At 61.6% G+C, this 14,978-nt stretch carries 13 protein-coding genes; 9 read left to right on the top strand and 4 right to left on the bottom strand.

Translation table 11 applies throughout. From position 1 onward, the window contains the following. The first annotated feature begins 10 nt into the window (after positions 1-10). Both FLQ44_RS19120 and FLQ44_RS19115 read left to right on the top strand, forming a co-directional pair. Positions 11-952, top strand: a complete 942-nt coding sequence (locus tag FLQ44_RS19120; protein WP_147695637.1) for a phosphate acetyltransferase — start codon at positions 11-13, stop codon at positions 950-952. Further along, on the top strand, positions 949-2,133 hold the full coding sequence (locus tag FLQ44_RS19115; protein ID WP_240801344.1) for an acetate/propionate family kinase: 1,185 nt from the start codon (positions 949-951) through the stop codon (positions 2,131-2,133). The genes FLQ44_RS19120 and FLQ44_RS19115 overlap by 4 nt, the downstream gene beginning before the upstream one ends. 37 nt (positions 2,134-2,170) lie before the next feature. On the opposite strand, the gene FLQ44_RS19110 is transcribed toward FLQ44_RS19115, so the two are convergent. Together FLQ44_RS19110 and rpsT are read right to left on the bottom strand one after the other, a co-directional pair. Next, positions 2,171-3,241, bottom strand: a complete 1,071-nt coding sequence (locus FLQ44_RS19110) for a phospholipase A (protein ID WP_147695636.1) — start codon at positions 3,239-3,241, stop codon at positions 2,171-2,173. A gap of 119 nt (positions 3,242-3,360) precedes the next feature. Then, positions 3,361-3,627 carry a 30S ribosomal protein S20 gene (rpsT, locus tag FLQ44_RS19105; protein ID WP_017508131.1) on the bottom strand — a complete coding sequence of 89 codons (267 nt, stop codon included), beginning with the start codon at positions 3,625-3,627 and terminating at the stop codon, positions 3,361-3,363. 130 nt (positions 3,628-3,757) lie between these two features. On the opposite strand from rpsT, the gene murJ reads away from it, so the two are divergent. From murJ to ettA, 3 genes are all read left to right on the top strand, one after another. Further along, entirely contained in the window at positions 3,758-5,299 is a 1,542-nt protein-coding gene (murJ, locus tag FLQ44_RS19100; RefSeq protein WP_147695635.1) for a murein biosynthesis integral membrane protein MurJ, read from the top strand. 81 nt (positions 5,300-5,380) lie between these two features. Then, positions 5,381-6,220 carry an NADPH-dependent 7-cyano-7-deazaguanine reductase QueF gene (gene queF / locus FLQ44_RS19095; RefSeq protein WP_206208983.1) on the top strand — a complete coding sequence of 280 codons (840 nt, stop codon included), beginning with the start codon at positions 5,381-5,383 and terminating at the stop codon, positions 6,218-6,220. A gap of 151 nt (positions 6,221-6,371) precedes the next feature. After that, positions 6,372-8,039, top strand: coding sequence for an energy-dependent translational throttle protein EttA (ettA, locus tag FLQ44_RS19090; RefSeq protein ID WP_147695633.1), 1,668 nt, complete (start codon positions 6,372-6,374; stop codon positions 8,037-8,039). A 76-nt stretch (positions 8,040-8,115) separates the two neighbouring features. Here ettA and FLQ44_RS19085 read toward each other — a convergent pair whose 3' ends face one another. Then, on the bottom strand, positions 8,116-8,751 hold the full coding sequence (locus FLQ44_RS19085; RefSeq protein ID WP_147695632.1) for a hypothetical protein: 636 nt from the start codon (positions 8,749-8,751) through the stop codon (positions 8,116-8,118). A 451-nt stretch (positions 8,752-9,202) separates the two neighbouring features. After that, positions 9,203-9,991 carry a DODA-type extradiol aromatic ring-opening family dioxygenase gene (locus FLQ44_RS19080; RefSeq protein WP_147695631.1) on the bottom strand — a complete coding sequence of 263 codons (789 nt, stop codon included), beginning with the start codon at positions 9,989-9,991 and terminating at the stop codon, positions 9,203-9,205. A gap of 101 nt (positions 9,992-10,092) precedes the next feature. On the opposite strand from FLQ44_RS19080, the gene FLQ44_RS19075 reads away from it, so the two are divergent. The 4 genes from FLQ44_RS19075 (at position 10,093) to FLQ44_RS19060 (ending at position 14,971) form a co-directional block, all read left to right on the top strand. Then, positions 10,093-10,992 (top strand): LysR family transcriptional regulator, encoded by a 900-nt coding sequence (locus FLQ44_RS19075; protein ID WP_147695630.1) that lies wholly within the window; start codon positions 10,093-10,095, stop codon positions 10,990-10,992. Positions 10,993-11,134: 142 nt separating this feature from the next. Next, positions 11,135-12,859: an ABC transporter substrate-binding protein gene (locus tag FLQ44_RS19070; protein WP_147695629.1), complete on the top strand. Its 1,725-nt coding sequence runs from the start codon at positions 11,135-11,137 to the stop codon at positions 12,857-12,859. 69 nt (positions 12,860-12,928) lie between these two features. Next, positions 12,929-13,867: an ABC transporter permease gene (locus FLQ44_RS19065; protein WP_147695628.1), complete on the top strand. Its 939-nt coding sequence runs from the start codon at positions 12,929-12,931 to the stop codon at positions 13,865-13,867. A gap of 9 nt (positions 13,868-13,876) precedes the next feature. Beyond that, positions 13,877-14,971: an ABC transporter permease gene (locus FLQ44_RS19060; RefSeq protein ID WP_147695627.1), complete on the top strand. Its 1,095-nt coding sequence runs from the start codon at positions 13,877-13,879 to the stop codon at positions 14,969-14,971. The last annotated feature ends 7 nt before the right edge of the window (positions 14,972-14,978 follow it).

Below are 14,978 nucleotides of genomic sequence, written 5' to 3'. Positions count from 1 at the left end.
GAACCCAGCCATGACCCGTGACGACCACGCCTTTAGCGACATTATCGAACAAGCCCAGAGCAACGGCCCCCGCCCCATGGCCGTGGCCCACCCGTGCAGCCCGGAAGCCCTGCTGGGCGCGGTGGAAGCCGCCGAGCACGGCATTGCCACCCCCATCCTGATTGCGCCGCGCGCCAAGCTGGCCAAGCTGGCCAGCAGCATGGATATCGACCTGGGCCGCTTTGAAACCATCGACGCAGAACACAGCCACGCCGCCGCCGAGCGCGCGGTAGAGCTGGTACGCGAAGGGTTTGCCGACAGCCTGATGAAGGGCAGCCTGCACACCGACGAATTCATGAGCGCGGTGCTGGACCGCGTCAAGGGTATCCGTACCGACCGCCGTATCAGCCATGTGTTTGTAATGAAGGTAGAAAGCTACCCGCGCTACCTGTTCATTACCGATGCCGCCGTCAACATCGAGCCCGACCTCACCACCAAGCGCGATATCTGCCAGAACGCCATCGACCTGTGCCACGCCCTGGGCATTGCACGCCCCAAGGTGGCGATTTTGTCGGCCGTGGAAACCATCAACCCCAAGATCCGCTCTACGCTGGACGCCGCCGCACTGTGCAAAATGGCCGACCGCGGCCAGATAAAAGGCGCTGTACTGGACGGCCCGCTGGCATTTGATAATGCGATTTCGCACGCGGCAGCAGATACTAAGGGTATCGAGTCGGATGTGGCGGGCGAGCCGGATATCCTGCTGGTGCCGGACCTGGAGTCCGGCAATATGCTGGCCAAGCAGCTAACCTACCTGGCGGCCGCCGCCAGTGCCGGTATCGTAATGGGCGCACGCGTACCTATCGTGCTGACCAGCCGCGCCGACGACGCTGCCGGGCGCTTGGCATCGGCTGCAGTGGCCAACCTGTACGCCGCCCACAAGCGCGCAGCCAGCCAGAAAAACACGCCATGACACAAGGGGAAAGCATGGGCAAAGCACTGATCGCCATTAACGCGGGCTCGGCCACGCTGAAATTCCGTGCCTACAGCAGCGACGGCAAAACCCTGCTGGCGCGCGGGATGGTAGACCACTTTGGCCGCGACCATGCCTGCCTGGAGCTGGAAAAAAGCGGCAAGCGCTACACACAGCCGCTGGGTAGCGGCAACCGCGACGAAAACGTGGCGGCGGTACTGAACACGCTAGCCGATCACGACCTGATGCCGCTGGCCGTGGCCCACCGCGTGGTACACGGCGGCCTGCACTACCGCAGCCCGGTAGTGATGACGCCCGAGGTGGTGGACGACCTGTCGGCGCTGATCCCGCTGGCGCCGCTGCACCAGCCGGTGAGCCTGTCGGTGATGCATGCCTTTGCCAAGCTGGACCCGCACCTGACCCAGATCGCCTGTTTCGACACCGCCTTCCACTGCGGCCAACCTGTGGTGGCCACGCGCTTTGGCATTGCCCGCCATTGGCACGAGCAGGGTCTGCGCCGTTACGGCTTTCACGGCCTGTCCTACGCAGCCATTACACGGCGCCTGCCCGAGCTGGGCCTGGGCGCGAGCAAAGTGGTGGTACTGCACCTGGGCAGCGGCGCCAGCGCCTGCGCCATTCATGCCGGGCAGAGCGTGGCCTCCAGCATGGGGTTTTCCGCGCTGGACGGGCTGATGATGTCCACCCGCCCCGGCACGCTAGACCCGGAGGTGGTGCTGTACTGGATGGAACACGAAGGTATGGATGTGGCTGCCGTACGGCAGGAGCTGTACAAGCAATGCGGGCTGTACGGCGTGTCTGGCGGCCTGTCCAGCGATATGCGCGAGCTGCTGCAGGCCAAGACCGATGAAGCACGCGAGGCGGTAGAGCTGTTCTGCTACCGCGCCGCGCGCGAGGTCGCCTCGCTGGCCACCGCCATGAAGGGGCTGGACGCCATCGTGTTTACCGCCGGTATTGGCGAGCGCTCGCCAGAGATCCGCAGCCGCATCCTGAAACAGCTGGCGTGGCTGGGGTTCGAGGCCGACCTGGCGGCCAACCTGGCGCAGTCCTACCGCATTACCAGCCCGGCCAGCCCCCTGCACGCCTACGTGATGGCCACCGACGAAGAAGGCGAAATGGCACGCGAAGCCGCAGCGCTATTGTGCGGAGATGTCGAACTGTAAGCCCTGCAGGCCAGCCCGCCAGGGTTGGCCGCATGGCCTAGTTGCTTAGCCAGTCGGTCATCATCAGGCCAAAGCCGACGCCACGCGAATGGTGGTTGTAATCCAGCAGTGACTCGCCGTAGCCGTCATACGCCTGCACATAAGCACGCAAACGGCCGGCTACCGGGAAGGTCCAGTCCAGCTGCAGCGCGCCCTTGCCACTACGCGGGTTATAGCGTGCGGTAGCACCCAGGGTGTGGCGGTTCCAGCGGTACACCGCCTGCACATCACCATGCCCCATATAGCGCACCAGGTCGGGGTTATCGTCATCCTGCTTGTTTTCCGGCAAGCGGTACCACCAGCGCCCGGTCAGCGACAAGTTGCCATTTTCGGCCCCGGCCATGGCATACAGGCGGTTCCAGCTGCGCGATAGCGGGTCGGTCTGGCCATTGGACTGGTGCAACACCCCTACCCCGGCCATGCGTAGCTGCCAGTCACCCAGGCGCAGGTTTTTGGGCAGCGGCGTCGTCAGCATCAGCTCCGGCTCGTAGTCGGTTTCGCGAAACGGCGACGACTGTTTCTTGTTGTACATCTGCCAGTGCGACTGCTGGGTATAGCCAAACCACAGGTCCGCCGGCGTACCCAGCACGTTTTCCCACATCTTGCTCTTGAACGATATCTGGTACTTCACCTCGATATTGCTCATTTTCTGGCCAAACAGGGTTACCGGCTCCTGCGTGGGCGAGCCAGGCCGCACATTGGGCGACGCCTGGTACCACGCCGGCAGCATGTAAGTCGGCTTGTGTGCCCGCAGCACAAAGGTGCCCAGCTTGTTGTCTTCGTCCAGGTCCCACTGATTGGACAAGGTACTGTGCTGGCTACTGGTGATCAGCGGCGGATGGGCGCTGCTAGCGGGAGCGGCCACGTCGGGCAGTGGCAATGTCGCCACCTGCGGGGCCAGCACCGGGGCGGCAGGCGGCACAGGGTTGGCCGCAGCGGCCAGCTGGTCGTAACAGGCCAGGCGGGCAGCAGGCTCGGCCAGGGCAGCACACTGTTGCAGGCTGGCCGGGCTACCGTTGTCTGCCCAGGCTAGCGGCGACAGCAGCAGGGGAAGCAGTTTTCGCATCATGTGATTGGCACGCTTTTAAAGAGGTGACAGACCGCTAGGCCGTGGCAAAGTGCCAGCCCAGAAACACAAAAGGCCCCGCGAATGCGGGGCCCTTGCGTATTCTTTGCCATTACAGCAGATTAGGCAGCCATTGCCTTGATCTGTGCGGACAGACGGCTCTTGTGACGAGCTGCCTTGTTCTTGTGGAACACGCCTTTGTCAGCCAGACGGTCGATTACCTTGGTCGAAGCCTGGTATACAACCTGAGCAGCGGCTTTATCGCCAGCTTCTACGGCTTTGATAACTTTCTTAACTGCAGTGCGAAATGCAGTACGCAGGCTGGCGTTGTGCGCGCGCTGCTTGAGAGCCTGGCGTGCACGCTTGCGAGCTTGTGCGCTGTTAGCCATGTGTTTCTCCTGATGAGCGGAATCTGAAACCGGCGATTCTAAGCCTTAACATCTGGTTTTGCAACAACAATCCCCCCCGCGTAAACTGTGGGCCTGAATACTCCAATTTACTGTCTGATTTTACCCAAGAATGAACCTACTTAACGCGCTGGCAAAAGTCAGCAGCATGACCATGGTTTCGCGTGTTCTGGGCTTTGTACGCGACGCCATCATTGCCCGCGTATTTGGTGCGGGGCTCGCTACCGACGCCTTCTTCGTGGCCTTCAAATTGCCCAACCTGCTGCGCCGCATCTTTGCCGAGGGCGCGTTCTCGCAGGCCTTCGTGCCGGTGCTGGCCGAGTTCAAAGAGCAACGCGGCGAGGCCGAAACGCGGGTGTTCCTGTCGCACATCACCGGCACGCTTACCGTGGTGCTGATGGCCGTTACCGCGCTGGGCATGTTGGCCGCACCGTGGATTATCTGGCTCACCGCCCCCGGTTTTGCCAGCAACCCGGACAAGGTCGCGCTCACCAGCGACCTGCTGCGTATCACCTTCCCTTATATATTGTTCATTTCGCTGTCGTCGCTGGCCAGTAGCGTGCTCAATACCTGGAACCGTTTTTCGGTACCGGCGTTTACCCCCACGCTGCTGAACGTGTCGTTCATCCTGTTTTCCTTGCTGCTAGTCGACTATTTCAACCCGCCGGTGCTCACCCTGGCGTGGGCGGTATTCTTTGGCGGCATCGCGCAGCTGGCCTACCAGCTGCCGCACCTGAAAAAACTGGACATGCTGCCCATGCCGCGGCTAAGGCTGCGCGATGCAGCGGTATGGCGCGTGATCCGCCAGATGGGCCCGGCCATTTTCGGCGTGTCCATTGCGCAGATCTCGCTGGTGATCAACACCATCTTCGCGTCCTTCCTGGTATCCGGCAGCGTGTCGTGGATGTATTACGCCGACCGCCTGATGGAGTTCCCCACCGGCGTGCTGGGTGTGGCGCTGGGCACCATCCTGCTGCCATCGCTATCCAGGCACGCTGCGCGGGGTGCGGCCAGCGCCGGCGAGTTCAGCCAGCTGCTGGACTGGGGCATGCGCCTGTCGCTGCTGCTGGCTATTCCGTCCAGCGTGGGGCTGGCGGTGCTGTCGCAGCCGCTGATCGCCACCCTGTTCATGTACGGCAAGTTCAGCGCCCACGATGCCGCCATGACGCAGCAGGCGCTGATTGCCTATTCGGTAGGCCTGCTGGGGCTGATTCTGGTGAAGGTGCTGGCACCGGGCTTTTACGCGCGCCAGAATATCAAGACACCGGTAAAAATTGCCCTGGTTACCCTGGCCGCTACCCAACTGATGAACCTGGCCTTTATCGGCACGCTCAAACACGCCGGGCTGTCGCTCTCCATTGGCCTGGGTGCCTGCCTGAACGCCGGCCTGCTGTACTACCAGCTGCGCAAGCACGCCATTTATCAGCCCGCCGCGGGTTGGCCGGCCTTCCTGCTCAAGCTGCTGCTAGCAGTAGCCGTCATGGCAGCTACCCTGCTGGCACTGCAGCACGTATTGCCCATCAACTGGCATGGCCATAGTTGGCAGCGCGTGATGTGGCTGACCCTGCTGGTAACCGCAGGCGCGGTAGCCTATTTTGCCGCCCTGCTGGCCATGGGCATACGCCCGCGCCAGTTCATGCGCCGTACCACCTGATGCCCCGGCAAGCCTAGCCGGCTTGCCTACAATAAAGCTGGCGGCGGCCCCACCGGGTACGCCGCAGCACGAGGACCCATCATGACCCCGACTTACACCCCGGAATTTTCGCCACTCGGCAAAAAAGTAGACTACCAGGACCAGTACGACAACAGCCTGCTGTTCCCCATTGCCCGCCAGCAAAAGCGTGACGAAATCGGCGTGGCCGCCGACGCCCTGCCCTTTGCCGGCGTGGATCTGTGGACCGGCTTCGAGCTATCGTGGCTGAACGCGCGCGGCAAGCCACAGGTGGCCATTGCCACTTTCCGCATCCCGGCCGACAGCCCCAACCTGGTGGAGTCCAAATCGTTCAAGCTGTACCTGAACAGCTATAACCAGACGCGCATCGCCAGCTGGGAGCAGGTACAAGCGCAGCTGGCAATGGACCTGTCCAACGCCGCGGGCGGCAAGGTTGAGGTAAGCCTGCTGGCCCCGGCCGACTTTGGCCGCGAGCAGATGGCCGAGCTGGCGGGCGAAAGCATCGACGAGCTGGATATCGAGATCGACAGCTACGCCCCCTGCCCGCAGGCGCTGCACGCCGATGCGGCCAACGTGGTCAGCGAAACCCTGTGCTCGCAGCTGCTCAAATCCAACTGTCTGGTTACCGGCCAGCCAGACTGGGGCAGCGTGCAGATCAGCTACACCGGCCCGCGCATCGACCGCGAAGCCCTGCTGCGCTACCTGATCGGCTTTCGCCAGCACAACGAATTCCACGAACAGTGCGTGGAGCGCATCTTTACCGACGTACTGAAAGCCTGCGCCCCGCAGCGCCTTACCGTATACGCGCGCTATACCCGCCGCGGCGGCCTGGATATCAACCCGTGGCGCACCAACGATGCCACGGCCGTACCGCCGGCCAATACCCGCACCGCGCGCCAGTAACAAGGTTGGCCGCAAGCGGATTTTGTTAGAATCAACCCGTTGGTTTTGGCCACGCCCCCACGCGTCTGACCAGGCAGCTTTTCTGCCCTGTTCGTGCTTGTCGTGGGGTTCGTGGCACATGTCTCTTCCCCTATAGAACTTTAGGTAAACCATGGCTCAATACGTGATGTCCATGCTCCGCGTGAGCAAGATCGTCCCCCCCAAGCGCCAGATCATCAAGGACATTTCCCTGTCCTTCTTCCCCGGCGCCAAAATCGGCCTGCTGGGCCTGAACGGCGCCGGTAAATCCACCGTGCTGCGCATCATGGCCAATGTGGATAAAGAATACGACGGCGAAGTACAGCACCTGGCCGGCGTAAAAATCGGCTACCTGCCGCAAGAGCCGCAGCTGGACGCCGACAAAACCGTGCGCGAAGAAGTAGAAAGCGGCATGGGCGACGTGATGGGCGCGCAAAAGCGCCTGGAAGAAGTCTACGCAGCGTATGCCGAGCCGGACGCCGACTTTGACGCCCTGGCCGAAGAACAAGCCCGCCTGGAAGCCATCATTTCCGCCGGTGCCGGCGACAACATCGCCCTGCAGCTGGAGCTGGCCGCCGACGCGCTGCGCCTGCCGCCGTGGGACGCCAAGATCGGCCCGCTGTCCGGTGGTGAAAAACGCCGCGTCGCCCTGTGCAAGCTGCTGCTGTCGCAGCCGGACATGCTGCTGCTGGACGAACCCACCAACCACCTGGACGCCGAATCGGTAGAGTGGCTGGAACAGTTCCTGGTGCGCTTCCCCGGCACCGTGGTGGCCGTCACCCACGACCGCTACTTCCTGGACAACGCCGCCGAATGGATTCTGGAGCTGGACCGCGGCGAAGGCATCCCGTGGAAAGGCAACTACTCCAGCTGGCTGGAGCAGAAGGAAGCCCGCCTGCAGCTGGAAAGCAAGCAGGAAGGCGCGCGCATGAAGGCCATGAAACAGGAGCTGGAGTGGGTACGCCAGAACCCGAAAGGCCGCCAGGCCAAATCCAAGGCCCGTCTGGCCAAGTTCGAAGAGCTGTCCAGCCACGAATACCAGAAGCGCAACGAAACCCAGGAAATCTTCATCCCGGTAGCCGAGCGCCTGGGTAATGAAGTGATCGAGTTTGAAAACGTGAGCAAGGGCTTTGGCGACCGCCTGCTCATCGACAACCTCAGCTTCAAGGCCCCTGCCGGTGCCATCGTAGGCATCATCGGCCCCAACGGCGCGGGTAAATCCACGCTGTTCAAGATGATTGCCGGCAAAGAGCAGCCGGACACCGGTACCGTGAAAATCGGCCAGACCGTGCAAATGGCCTTTGTCGAGCAGCACCGCGACAGCCTGGAAGCCGACAAGACCGTGTTCGACGACGTGTCCGGCGGCCTGGACATGATCAACGTTGGCCGCTTCGAGATGTCCAGCCGTGCCTACCTGGGCCGCTTCAACTTCAAGGGCGCCGACCAGCAGAAAAAAGTGGGCATGCTGTCCGGTGGCGAACGCGGCCGCCTGCATCTGGCCAAGACGCTGCTGAAAGGCGGCAACGTGCTGCTGCTGGATGAACCGTCCAACGATCTGGACGTGGAAACCCTGCGCGCCCTGGAAGACGCCCTGCTGGAATTTGCCGGCACCGTGTTCGTGATCAGCCACGACCGCTGGTTCCTGGACCGTATCGCCACCCACATCCTGGCGGCGGAAGGCGAATCGCAATGGACGTTCTTTGACGGTAACTACCAGGAATACGAAGCCGACAAGAAACGCCGCCTGGGCGAAGAAGGTGCCAAGCCCAAGCGTATCCGTTACAAGCCGGTGATTCGCTAAGCCTGATGCGGCCAACGTTGGCCGCAAAAGCAAAAAAGCCCGCGATTGCGGGCTTTTTTTGTGCTGCCGAAGTGGCTTAGGCGATGTAGGCAGCGTCGCCGGATTCGCGCTTGGCGATGTAAGCAGGGTCAGCCGATTCGCGTTTGGCGATGTAAGCAGCGTCGCCCGATTCGCGCTTGGCGATGTAAGCAGCGTCACCGGATTCACGTTTGGCGATGTAGGCAGGGTCAGCCGATTCACGCTTGGCGATGTAAGCAGCGTCGCCGGATTCACGCTTGGCGATGTAGGCAGGGTCAGCCGATTCACGCTTGGCGATGTAAGCAGCGTCGCCGGATTCGCGTTTGGCGATGTAAGCCGGGTCAGCCGATTCGCGTTTGGCGATGTAGGCAGCGTCACCGGATTCACGCTTGGCGATGTAGGCCGGGTCAGCCGATTCACGCTTGGCGATGTAGGCAGCGTCGCCGGATTCGCGTTTGGCGATGTAAGCAGCGTCACCGGATTCACGTTTGGCGATGTAAGCCGGGTCAGCCGATTCACGCTTGGCGATGTAAGCAGCGTCACCGGATTCGCGTTTGGCGATGTAGGCAGCGTCGCCGGATTCGCGTTTGGCGATGTAGGCAGCGTCGCCGGACTCGCGCTGGGCAACATCCTGGGCTTGGGCAACGCCAGCAAACAGGGCGAAGGCGGTAGCGATAATAGTCAGTTTTTTCATGGTCATATTCCTTTATGTGTGCGGTTGGCGGCCTATAGCGTCACAGCAGAACCACCGGTTCGGGACAAGGACTCAAACCAACCTCACTGCTGACGCTTTGCGTCTTGTTTGTACGTCCTTGCGATGTGGTCACTATAGTGATTATCTTCATTAGTAGATAGAAGAAGCTTTCGAACAAAGCATTTTAATTTTTCGAACGACTGATTCTGCATGAATTTCATTGACTTACAGCACAAAAGAAAAGTTCAGCTACTTAACAATTGTTAACACCACGACAGTACAGCAGTAATTTTGATTGACAAATTTCACGAAAATAGCAAAAAGCCACCCAAAAACACCAAAATCAACACTAATTAAAATGTCAATATCATCAAAATGGCAGTGTATTCATTGGTACAAAACAAAGCCGGCCAGAACAACTGTCCTGGCCGGCTTTTTGGGTTTTACTGCTTTACAGCTGGGCGGGCTGGTCGAATACCCAGGCATCCATGGTGACCGCGGCATACTCGATGCCGCGATACAGGCTGCGGCCACGCTGGCCACCGGCTGCGCCCAGGGCAAAGAACAAGGGCAGCAGGTGTTCGTCGGTGGGGTGGTTTTCCCGGGCAAATGGCGCCTGCGCCTGCCAGCCCAGCAGGGCTTCAATGTCGCCCTGTTCTAGTTTGGCGGCGACCCAGTCGGCAAAGGCCTGCGCCCAGGGCTGGGCCGGGGCGTCCGGCGCGCCCAGGGCATACAGATTATGCGTGACGCTGCCCGAGCCAATGATCAGCACCCCGTCTGCCGCCAGGCCCGCCAGCGCCTGCCCTAGCAGATAGTGCGCACGGGCCCCCTGGCGCGGTAGCGTTGCCAGGGTAATGACCGGGATATCGCCCTGCGGGTACATCATCAGCAAGGGTACCCAGGCGCCGTGGTCCAGGCCGTTTGCCTGCTGCAGGTGTGCTGCCACGCCAGCTGCGGCCAACCTGGCTTGCACTTGCGTGGCCAGCTGCTCGTCCGATACCGCAGGGTAGTTCAGCGCATACAGCTCACGCGGGAAGCCGCCAAAATCGTGCACGGCCTGCCAGCGTGGCGACCAGCCGACTACCGGCTCCCGCGCCAGATGGTGTGCCGACATGATGAGTATGGCGCGCGGGCGCGGCTGGGTGGCGGCGTACTGCTGCCAGATATGGCGCGCCGGCGAGGCATTGATCAGTACATCCGGGCCACCGTGCGAGATGAAAAGCGGTGCAAAGGGGGTCATGGCAAGCTCCTTTATTCGGTGATGACTGCATTACAATTCATCTCAATGGATTGATAAAGATACAATCCGGAAGTTGATTCATTACCAAAAAGAAACAATCAATGGACAGACTCACCGCACTGCAGGTGTTTCAGGCGATTGTGGATGCCGGTAGCTTTGTCGGGGCCGCGCAGCGGCTGGGCATGTCCAGCGCCATGGTCAGCAAGCAGCTGGCGGCGCTGGAACAACACCTGGGCTGCCGCTTGATACAGCGCACCACGCGCCGCATGACGCTAACCGAAGCGGGCCAGGACTACAGCCGCCGCATCGGGCCTATCCTGGCGCAGCTGGAAGAAGCCGATGCGCTGGCCCAGCAGCAGAGCGTGAGCGTACACGGCAAGCTGCGCATGTCGGCGCCGTTATCTTTTGGCATGCGCTTTCTGGGCAGCTGGATGGCACAATTGCACACCAGCCACCCGCAGCTGGAAATAGAGCTGGTACTGTCCGACGAACAGGTAGACCTGGTGGAGGCCGGCTTCGACCTGGCGCTGCGCATCAGCACGCAGCCGCTGCCCGGGCAGCTGGTAGCACGGCCGCTGGGCGAGATCGCCATGGTGCTGTGCGCGGCCCCTGCTTACCTGGCCCGCCACGGTACGCCACGCACGCTGGCCGAGCTGGCGGGCCACGCCTGCCTGCGCTACAGCCTGCAGCAGACACAACAGTTCTGGCAGTTTGGCAGCGGCCAGACCCTGCACCAGCAGGCGGTACACGGGCCGCTGCTGGCCAATAACGGTGATGTGCTGGTGAATGCAGCCATTGCCGGCATGGGCATTGCTTATCAACCGGATTTTCTGCTGGCCGATGCGCTGGCCGATGGCCGCTTGCAGCGCATCACGCTGGATGTCAGCACCTTGGCCGCACAGGTCTACGCGGTCTACCCTGCGCGGCGCTATCTGCCCCAAAAAGTGCAGCTTACCCTGGCGCTGCTGCAGACCATGCTGACATCAGCCGCCATGACCTAAGCTGGGGCCAAGCGGCCTAACCTAAAGGCCAGTGCCAATAGATATTTCATCAGGCTGCGCCGTGGTTTACTCTGCTGCCATCGATAAAAGGCTGGTATCGGCTGCCCGGCAAGCGGCAGCACCAGGACAACAAGGAGAAACAATGATGAAGAAACGCATGCTCGTGGCGGCTATCACCGCCCTCTTCACCATGGCCGCCCAGGCGGCAGACATGAACAAGGTGCTGCGCGTGGCCTTTAACGTACCGGAAACCGGCTTCGACCCGGCCAAGGTATCGGACACGTACTCCGGCGCCATCATCGAAAACGTGTTCGACCCGCTGGTAAGCTATGACTACCTGGCGCGCCCGGCCAAGGTGATTCCCAATACCACCGTTGCCCTGCCTGCCGTGTCGGCAGATGGCCGCGTGTACACCTTCAAGCTCAAGCCGGGTATCTATTTTGCGGCAGACCCTGTTTTCAAAGGCCAGAAGCGCGAGCTGACCGCTGCCGACTACGCCTATGCCATCAAGCGCCACCTGGACCCCACCATCAATTCGCCGTGGAGCTTTCTGGTGGATGGCCGCTTTGTCGGCGCAGACACGCTGGTCAAGGCAGCCGGCAAAGGCGCACTGAACTACGACAGCCCGGTAGAGGGCATCAAGGCGCTGGACAAATACACGCTGCAGCTCACGCTGACCGAGGGCAACTACAACTTTCTGCAGATTCTGGCCATGCCGGCTTTCGGCGCCGTAGCGCGTGAAGCCATCGAAGCCTACGCCAGCAACACCAATGCCAAGCCGGTGGGCACCGGGCCTTACACGCTGAAAGAGTGGAAACCCGGCAGCAAGATCGTGCTGGAAGCCAACCCGAATTTTCGCAAGCTGGTGCTCAATGGCCAGACCTTGCCCAAGGTTGGCCGCGTAGAGGTGTCCATCATCGAAGAAGAGCAGCCACTGTGGCTGGCCTTCATCAACAAGCAGCTGGATATCTCCGGCATTCCGCAGGCTGCACTGCAAGAAGCGCTGGTGATCGACCCTAAAAACCCGCTAAACGTGAAGCTGCAGCCCAAATACGCCAAGCAGGGCATACAGCTGGAGCGCAAGAAAGACCTGGAAGTGACCTACCAGTTCTTCAATATGCAAGACCCGGTAGTGGGGGGCAGCGCCAAGGAAAAAATCGCCTTGCGCCGCGCCATCGCCATGGCGTTTCCGCGCAGCGAAACCATCGCTGCCATCCGCCGGGGCCAGGCGGTGCCGATGAACTATGTCATTCCGGAAGGCGTAGCCGGCCACAACCCGGCGTTCAAGGGTGCGGTAAAGTACGACCCGGCAGCGGCCAACGCCCTGCTGGACCGCTTTGGCTACAAGGTCGGCGCCAACGGCCTGCGCACCCTGCCAGACGGCAAGCCGCTGTCCATTGAAATGGCCACCGGCACCAGCGGCATCGAAAAACAGTGGAACGAATACTGGCAACAGGCTTTCGATAGCCTGAAAATCCAGCTCACCTTCAAATACGGCAAGTGGAACGAGCTGAACAAGGCCAACCGCCAGAACAAGCTGCAAATGTGGAACCTGGCCTGGGGCGCCGACTACCCGGATGGCGAGAACTTCATGCAGCTGCTGTACAGCAAGAACGCGGGCGACGCCAACAGCGCCAGCTTCAGGCATGCCGAATACGACCGCCTGTTCGAAGCCTCGCTGAAGCTGCAAGACGGTGCCGAGCGCAACAGGCTGTACGATGCCATGAACAAGATCGTGGTCGCCCAGCAGCCGTGGATTTTTGGCGATACCCGCATCCGTAGCTCGCTAGCGCACAGCTATGTAAAAAACTTCAAGCTGCACCCGCTGCTGAATACCACCTGGCGTTATATCGACATCCAGAAATAAACCCTGCGATGGTTACCCGCAGCCGGCCCCGCTGGGGCTGGCTGCCTGTGTTTTTCTGGAGCCTGAACCATGTTTGCTTATATCTTGCGCCGCCTGTGGCAGATGGTCCCTACCCTGTTCGGGGTCATGCTGCTGCTATTCGTGCTGTTCAACTGGGTGGGCGGCGACCCGTCGTATATCCTGGCCGGCAAAAGCTTTTCTGCCGACACGCTGGCCAATATCCGCCACCAGCTGGGGCTGGACCAATCCCTGCCCCAGCAGTTTCTGATCTTTGTCCGGCAGGTACTCACGCTGGACTTTGGCATTTCGTGGTCTACCCAGCAGCCGGTGGCCGAGATCCTGGCCAGCCGCATCGGCCCCTCGCTGACGCTGGCGCTGCCCATGCTGCTGGTCAGCTTGCTGCTATCGGTCATCATTGCTGCCATCGTGGCCTATGTGCGCGGCAGCCTGACCGACCGCATCGTCACCCTGATCTGCACCCTGGCCATGTCGGTTAGCGCCCTGGTGTACATCATTGCCGGCCAGTACTGGCTGGCGCACAAGCTGGGCTGGTTTCCCATCCTGGGCTGGAGCGATAGCCTGGCCACCAACCTGTGGTACTACATCCCCCTGCCGCTGCTGCTGGGGCTGGTGGTGAGCCTGGCGCCGGATATCCGCTTTTACCGCAGCTGCTTTATCGAGGAAATGGGCCACGACTACGTGCGCACCGCCCGCGCCAAGGGGCTGTCGGAGCGCACCATCATGCTGAAACACGTGATGCGCAATGCGCTGATCCCGGTGGTCACCTCGCTGATGATGTCGCTGCCCTACCTGTTTCTGGGCGCGCTGCTGCTGGAGCGTTTCTTCGGCATACCCGGCATGGGTAACGAGGTACTGAATGCGGTAGACCGCAGTGACTTCCCGGTGATCAAAGCCATCACCATTTATGTGGCGCTGGCCACCATGCTGTTCAACCTGCTGGCCGATATCGTTTACAAACTGATCGACCCGCGCGTACAGCTGAAATAAGGCCTATCCATGACGAATCACACTCCCCTGTTGGCCGCAGACGCAGCCTGCCCGGCCTCCCGCAGCCTGTGGCAGCTGGGCTGGCAGCGCCTGCGCCGCGACCGCATAGGCCTGGCCGCCCTGTGGGTTGTCGCCGCCTTTGTCCTGCTGGCCCTGGCCGGCTGGCTAGGCCTGGCCGGCAGCCACTGGCGCCATGAAGTGGCCAAACCCAATACACCGCCGGCGCTGTTCAAGCACTACGGCCCGGCCACGGTAGAGCTGACCGCCGCCGATATCGATGCCGCACAGCAGCACCACACCAGCACTGCCGATGCCAGCGCCGCCACCGGCATGAGTGCCGAAGACGACCCGCTGGCAGCCGACATGGCCGCCGCCCAGGCCGCCGCCGCCAAAACCGCCCCGGCCAGCACCGCCGTGCCCCCGCACGACGGCAGCCTGGTCTGCGGTAGCGATAGCCGCGGCCGCGACGTGCTGCAAAAAGTGATACAAGGCACCGCCACCTCGCTGCTGGTGGGCTTGTCCGGCGCCCTGCTGGCCATGCTGATCGGCACCGTGCTGGGGGCGCTGTCCGGCTATTTCGGCCGCCGCGTGGACGACCTGCTGATGTGGTTTTACAGCGTGTTTACCTCGGTACCCGACATGCTGCTACTGCTGGCGTTTTCGGCGGTGATGAGCCGCGGTATCGATACCGTGATCATGGTGATGGCACTCACCAGCTGGACCGGCACCTACCGCCTGATGCGCGCCGAATTCATGAAACACAAATGCCGCGAATACGTACAGGCAGCCGATGCTATCGGTGCCAGCCACCGCAGCCGCATGTTCCGCCACATTCTGCCCAATGTTACCCACCTGCTGCTGGTGCAGTTTTCCCTTCTGACCGTGGCGCTGATCAAGTACGAAGCCATCCTGTCTTTCCTGGGTTTCGGCGTAGGCGTGACCCAGACCAGCTGGGGCGCCATGCTGGCCGAGGCCCCTGCCGAGCTGCTACAAGGCTACTGGTGGCAAATGGCTGCCGTTACCCTGTGCATGTCGCTGCTGGTCACGGCCTTCAGCATGCTCACCGACAGCCTGCGCGATGCGCTGGACCCGAAAGTGCAATAAGGACACG

This window comes from Vogesella mureinivorans (assembly GCF_007644035.1).
In the GTDB taxonomy this organism is placed as follows: domain Bacteria; phylum Pseudomonadota; class Gammaproteobacteria; order Burkholderiales; family Chromobacteriaceae; genus Vogesella; species Vogesella mureinivorans.
Note: the sequence above shows the minus strand (reverse complement) of the source record. Positions and strands in the feature narration are given on the sequence as shown.

Excerpts from the sequence above, each read along its gene's own strand:
- FLQ44_RS19120 (WP_147695637.1), top strand. The coding sequence starts at position 11 with ATGACCCGTGACGACCACGCCTTTAGCGACATTATCGAACAAGCCCAG.
- FLQ44_RS19115 (WP_240801344.1), top strand. The coding sequence starts at position 949 with ATGACACAAGGGGAAAGCATGGGCAAAGCACTGATCGCCATTAACGCG.
- FLQ44_RS19110 (WP_147695636.1), bottom strand. The coding sequence starts at position 3,241 with ATGATGCGAAAACTGCTTCCCCTGCTGCTGTCGCCGCTAGCCTGGGCA.
- rpsT (WP_017508131.1), bottom strand. The coding sequence starts at position 3,627 with ATGGCTAACAGCGCACAAGCTCGCAAGCGTGCACGCCAGGCTCTCAAG.
- murJ (WP_147695635.1), top strand. The coding sequence starts at position 3,758 with ATGAACCTACTTAACGCGCTGGCAAAAGTCAGCAGCATGACCATGGTT.
- queF (WP_206208983.1), top strand. The coding sequence starts at position 5,381 with ATGACCCCGACTTACACCCCGGAATTTTCGCCACTCGGCAAAAAAGTA.
- ettA (WP_147695633.1), top strand. The coding sequence starts at position 6,372 with ATGGCTCAATACGTGATGTCCATGCTCCGCGTGAGCAAGATCGTCCCC.
- FLQ44_RS19085 (WP_147695632.1), bottom strand. The coding sequence starts at position 8,751 with ATGAAAAAACTGACTATTATCGCTACCGCCTTCGCCCTGTTTGCTGGC.
- FLQ44_RS19080 (WP_147695631.1), bottom strand. The coding sequence starts at position 9,991 with ATGACCCCCTTTGCACCGCTTTTCATCTCGCACGGTGGCCCGGATGTA.
- FLQ44_RS19075 (WP_147695630.1), top strand. The coding sequence starts at position 10,093 with ATGGACAGACTCACCGCACTGCAGGTGTTTCAGGCGATTGTGGATGCC.
- FLQ44_RS19070 (WP_147695629.1), top strand. The coding sequence starts at position 11,135 with ATGATGAAGAAACGCATGCTCGTGGCGGCTATCACCGCCCTCTTCACC.
- FLQ44_RS19065 (WP_147695628.1), top strand. The coding sequence starts at position 12,929 with ATGTTTGCTTATATCTTGCGCCGCCTGTGGCAGATGGTCCCTACCCTG.
- FLQ44_RS19060 (WP_147695627.1), top strand. The coding sequence starts at position 13,877 with ATGACGAATCACACTCCCCTGTTGGCCGCAGACGCAGCCTGCCCGGCC.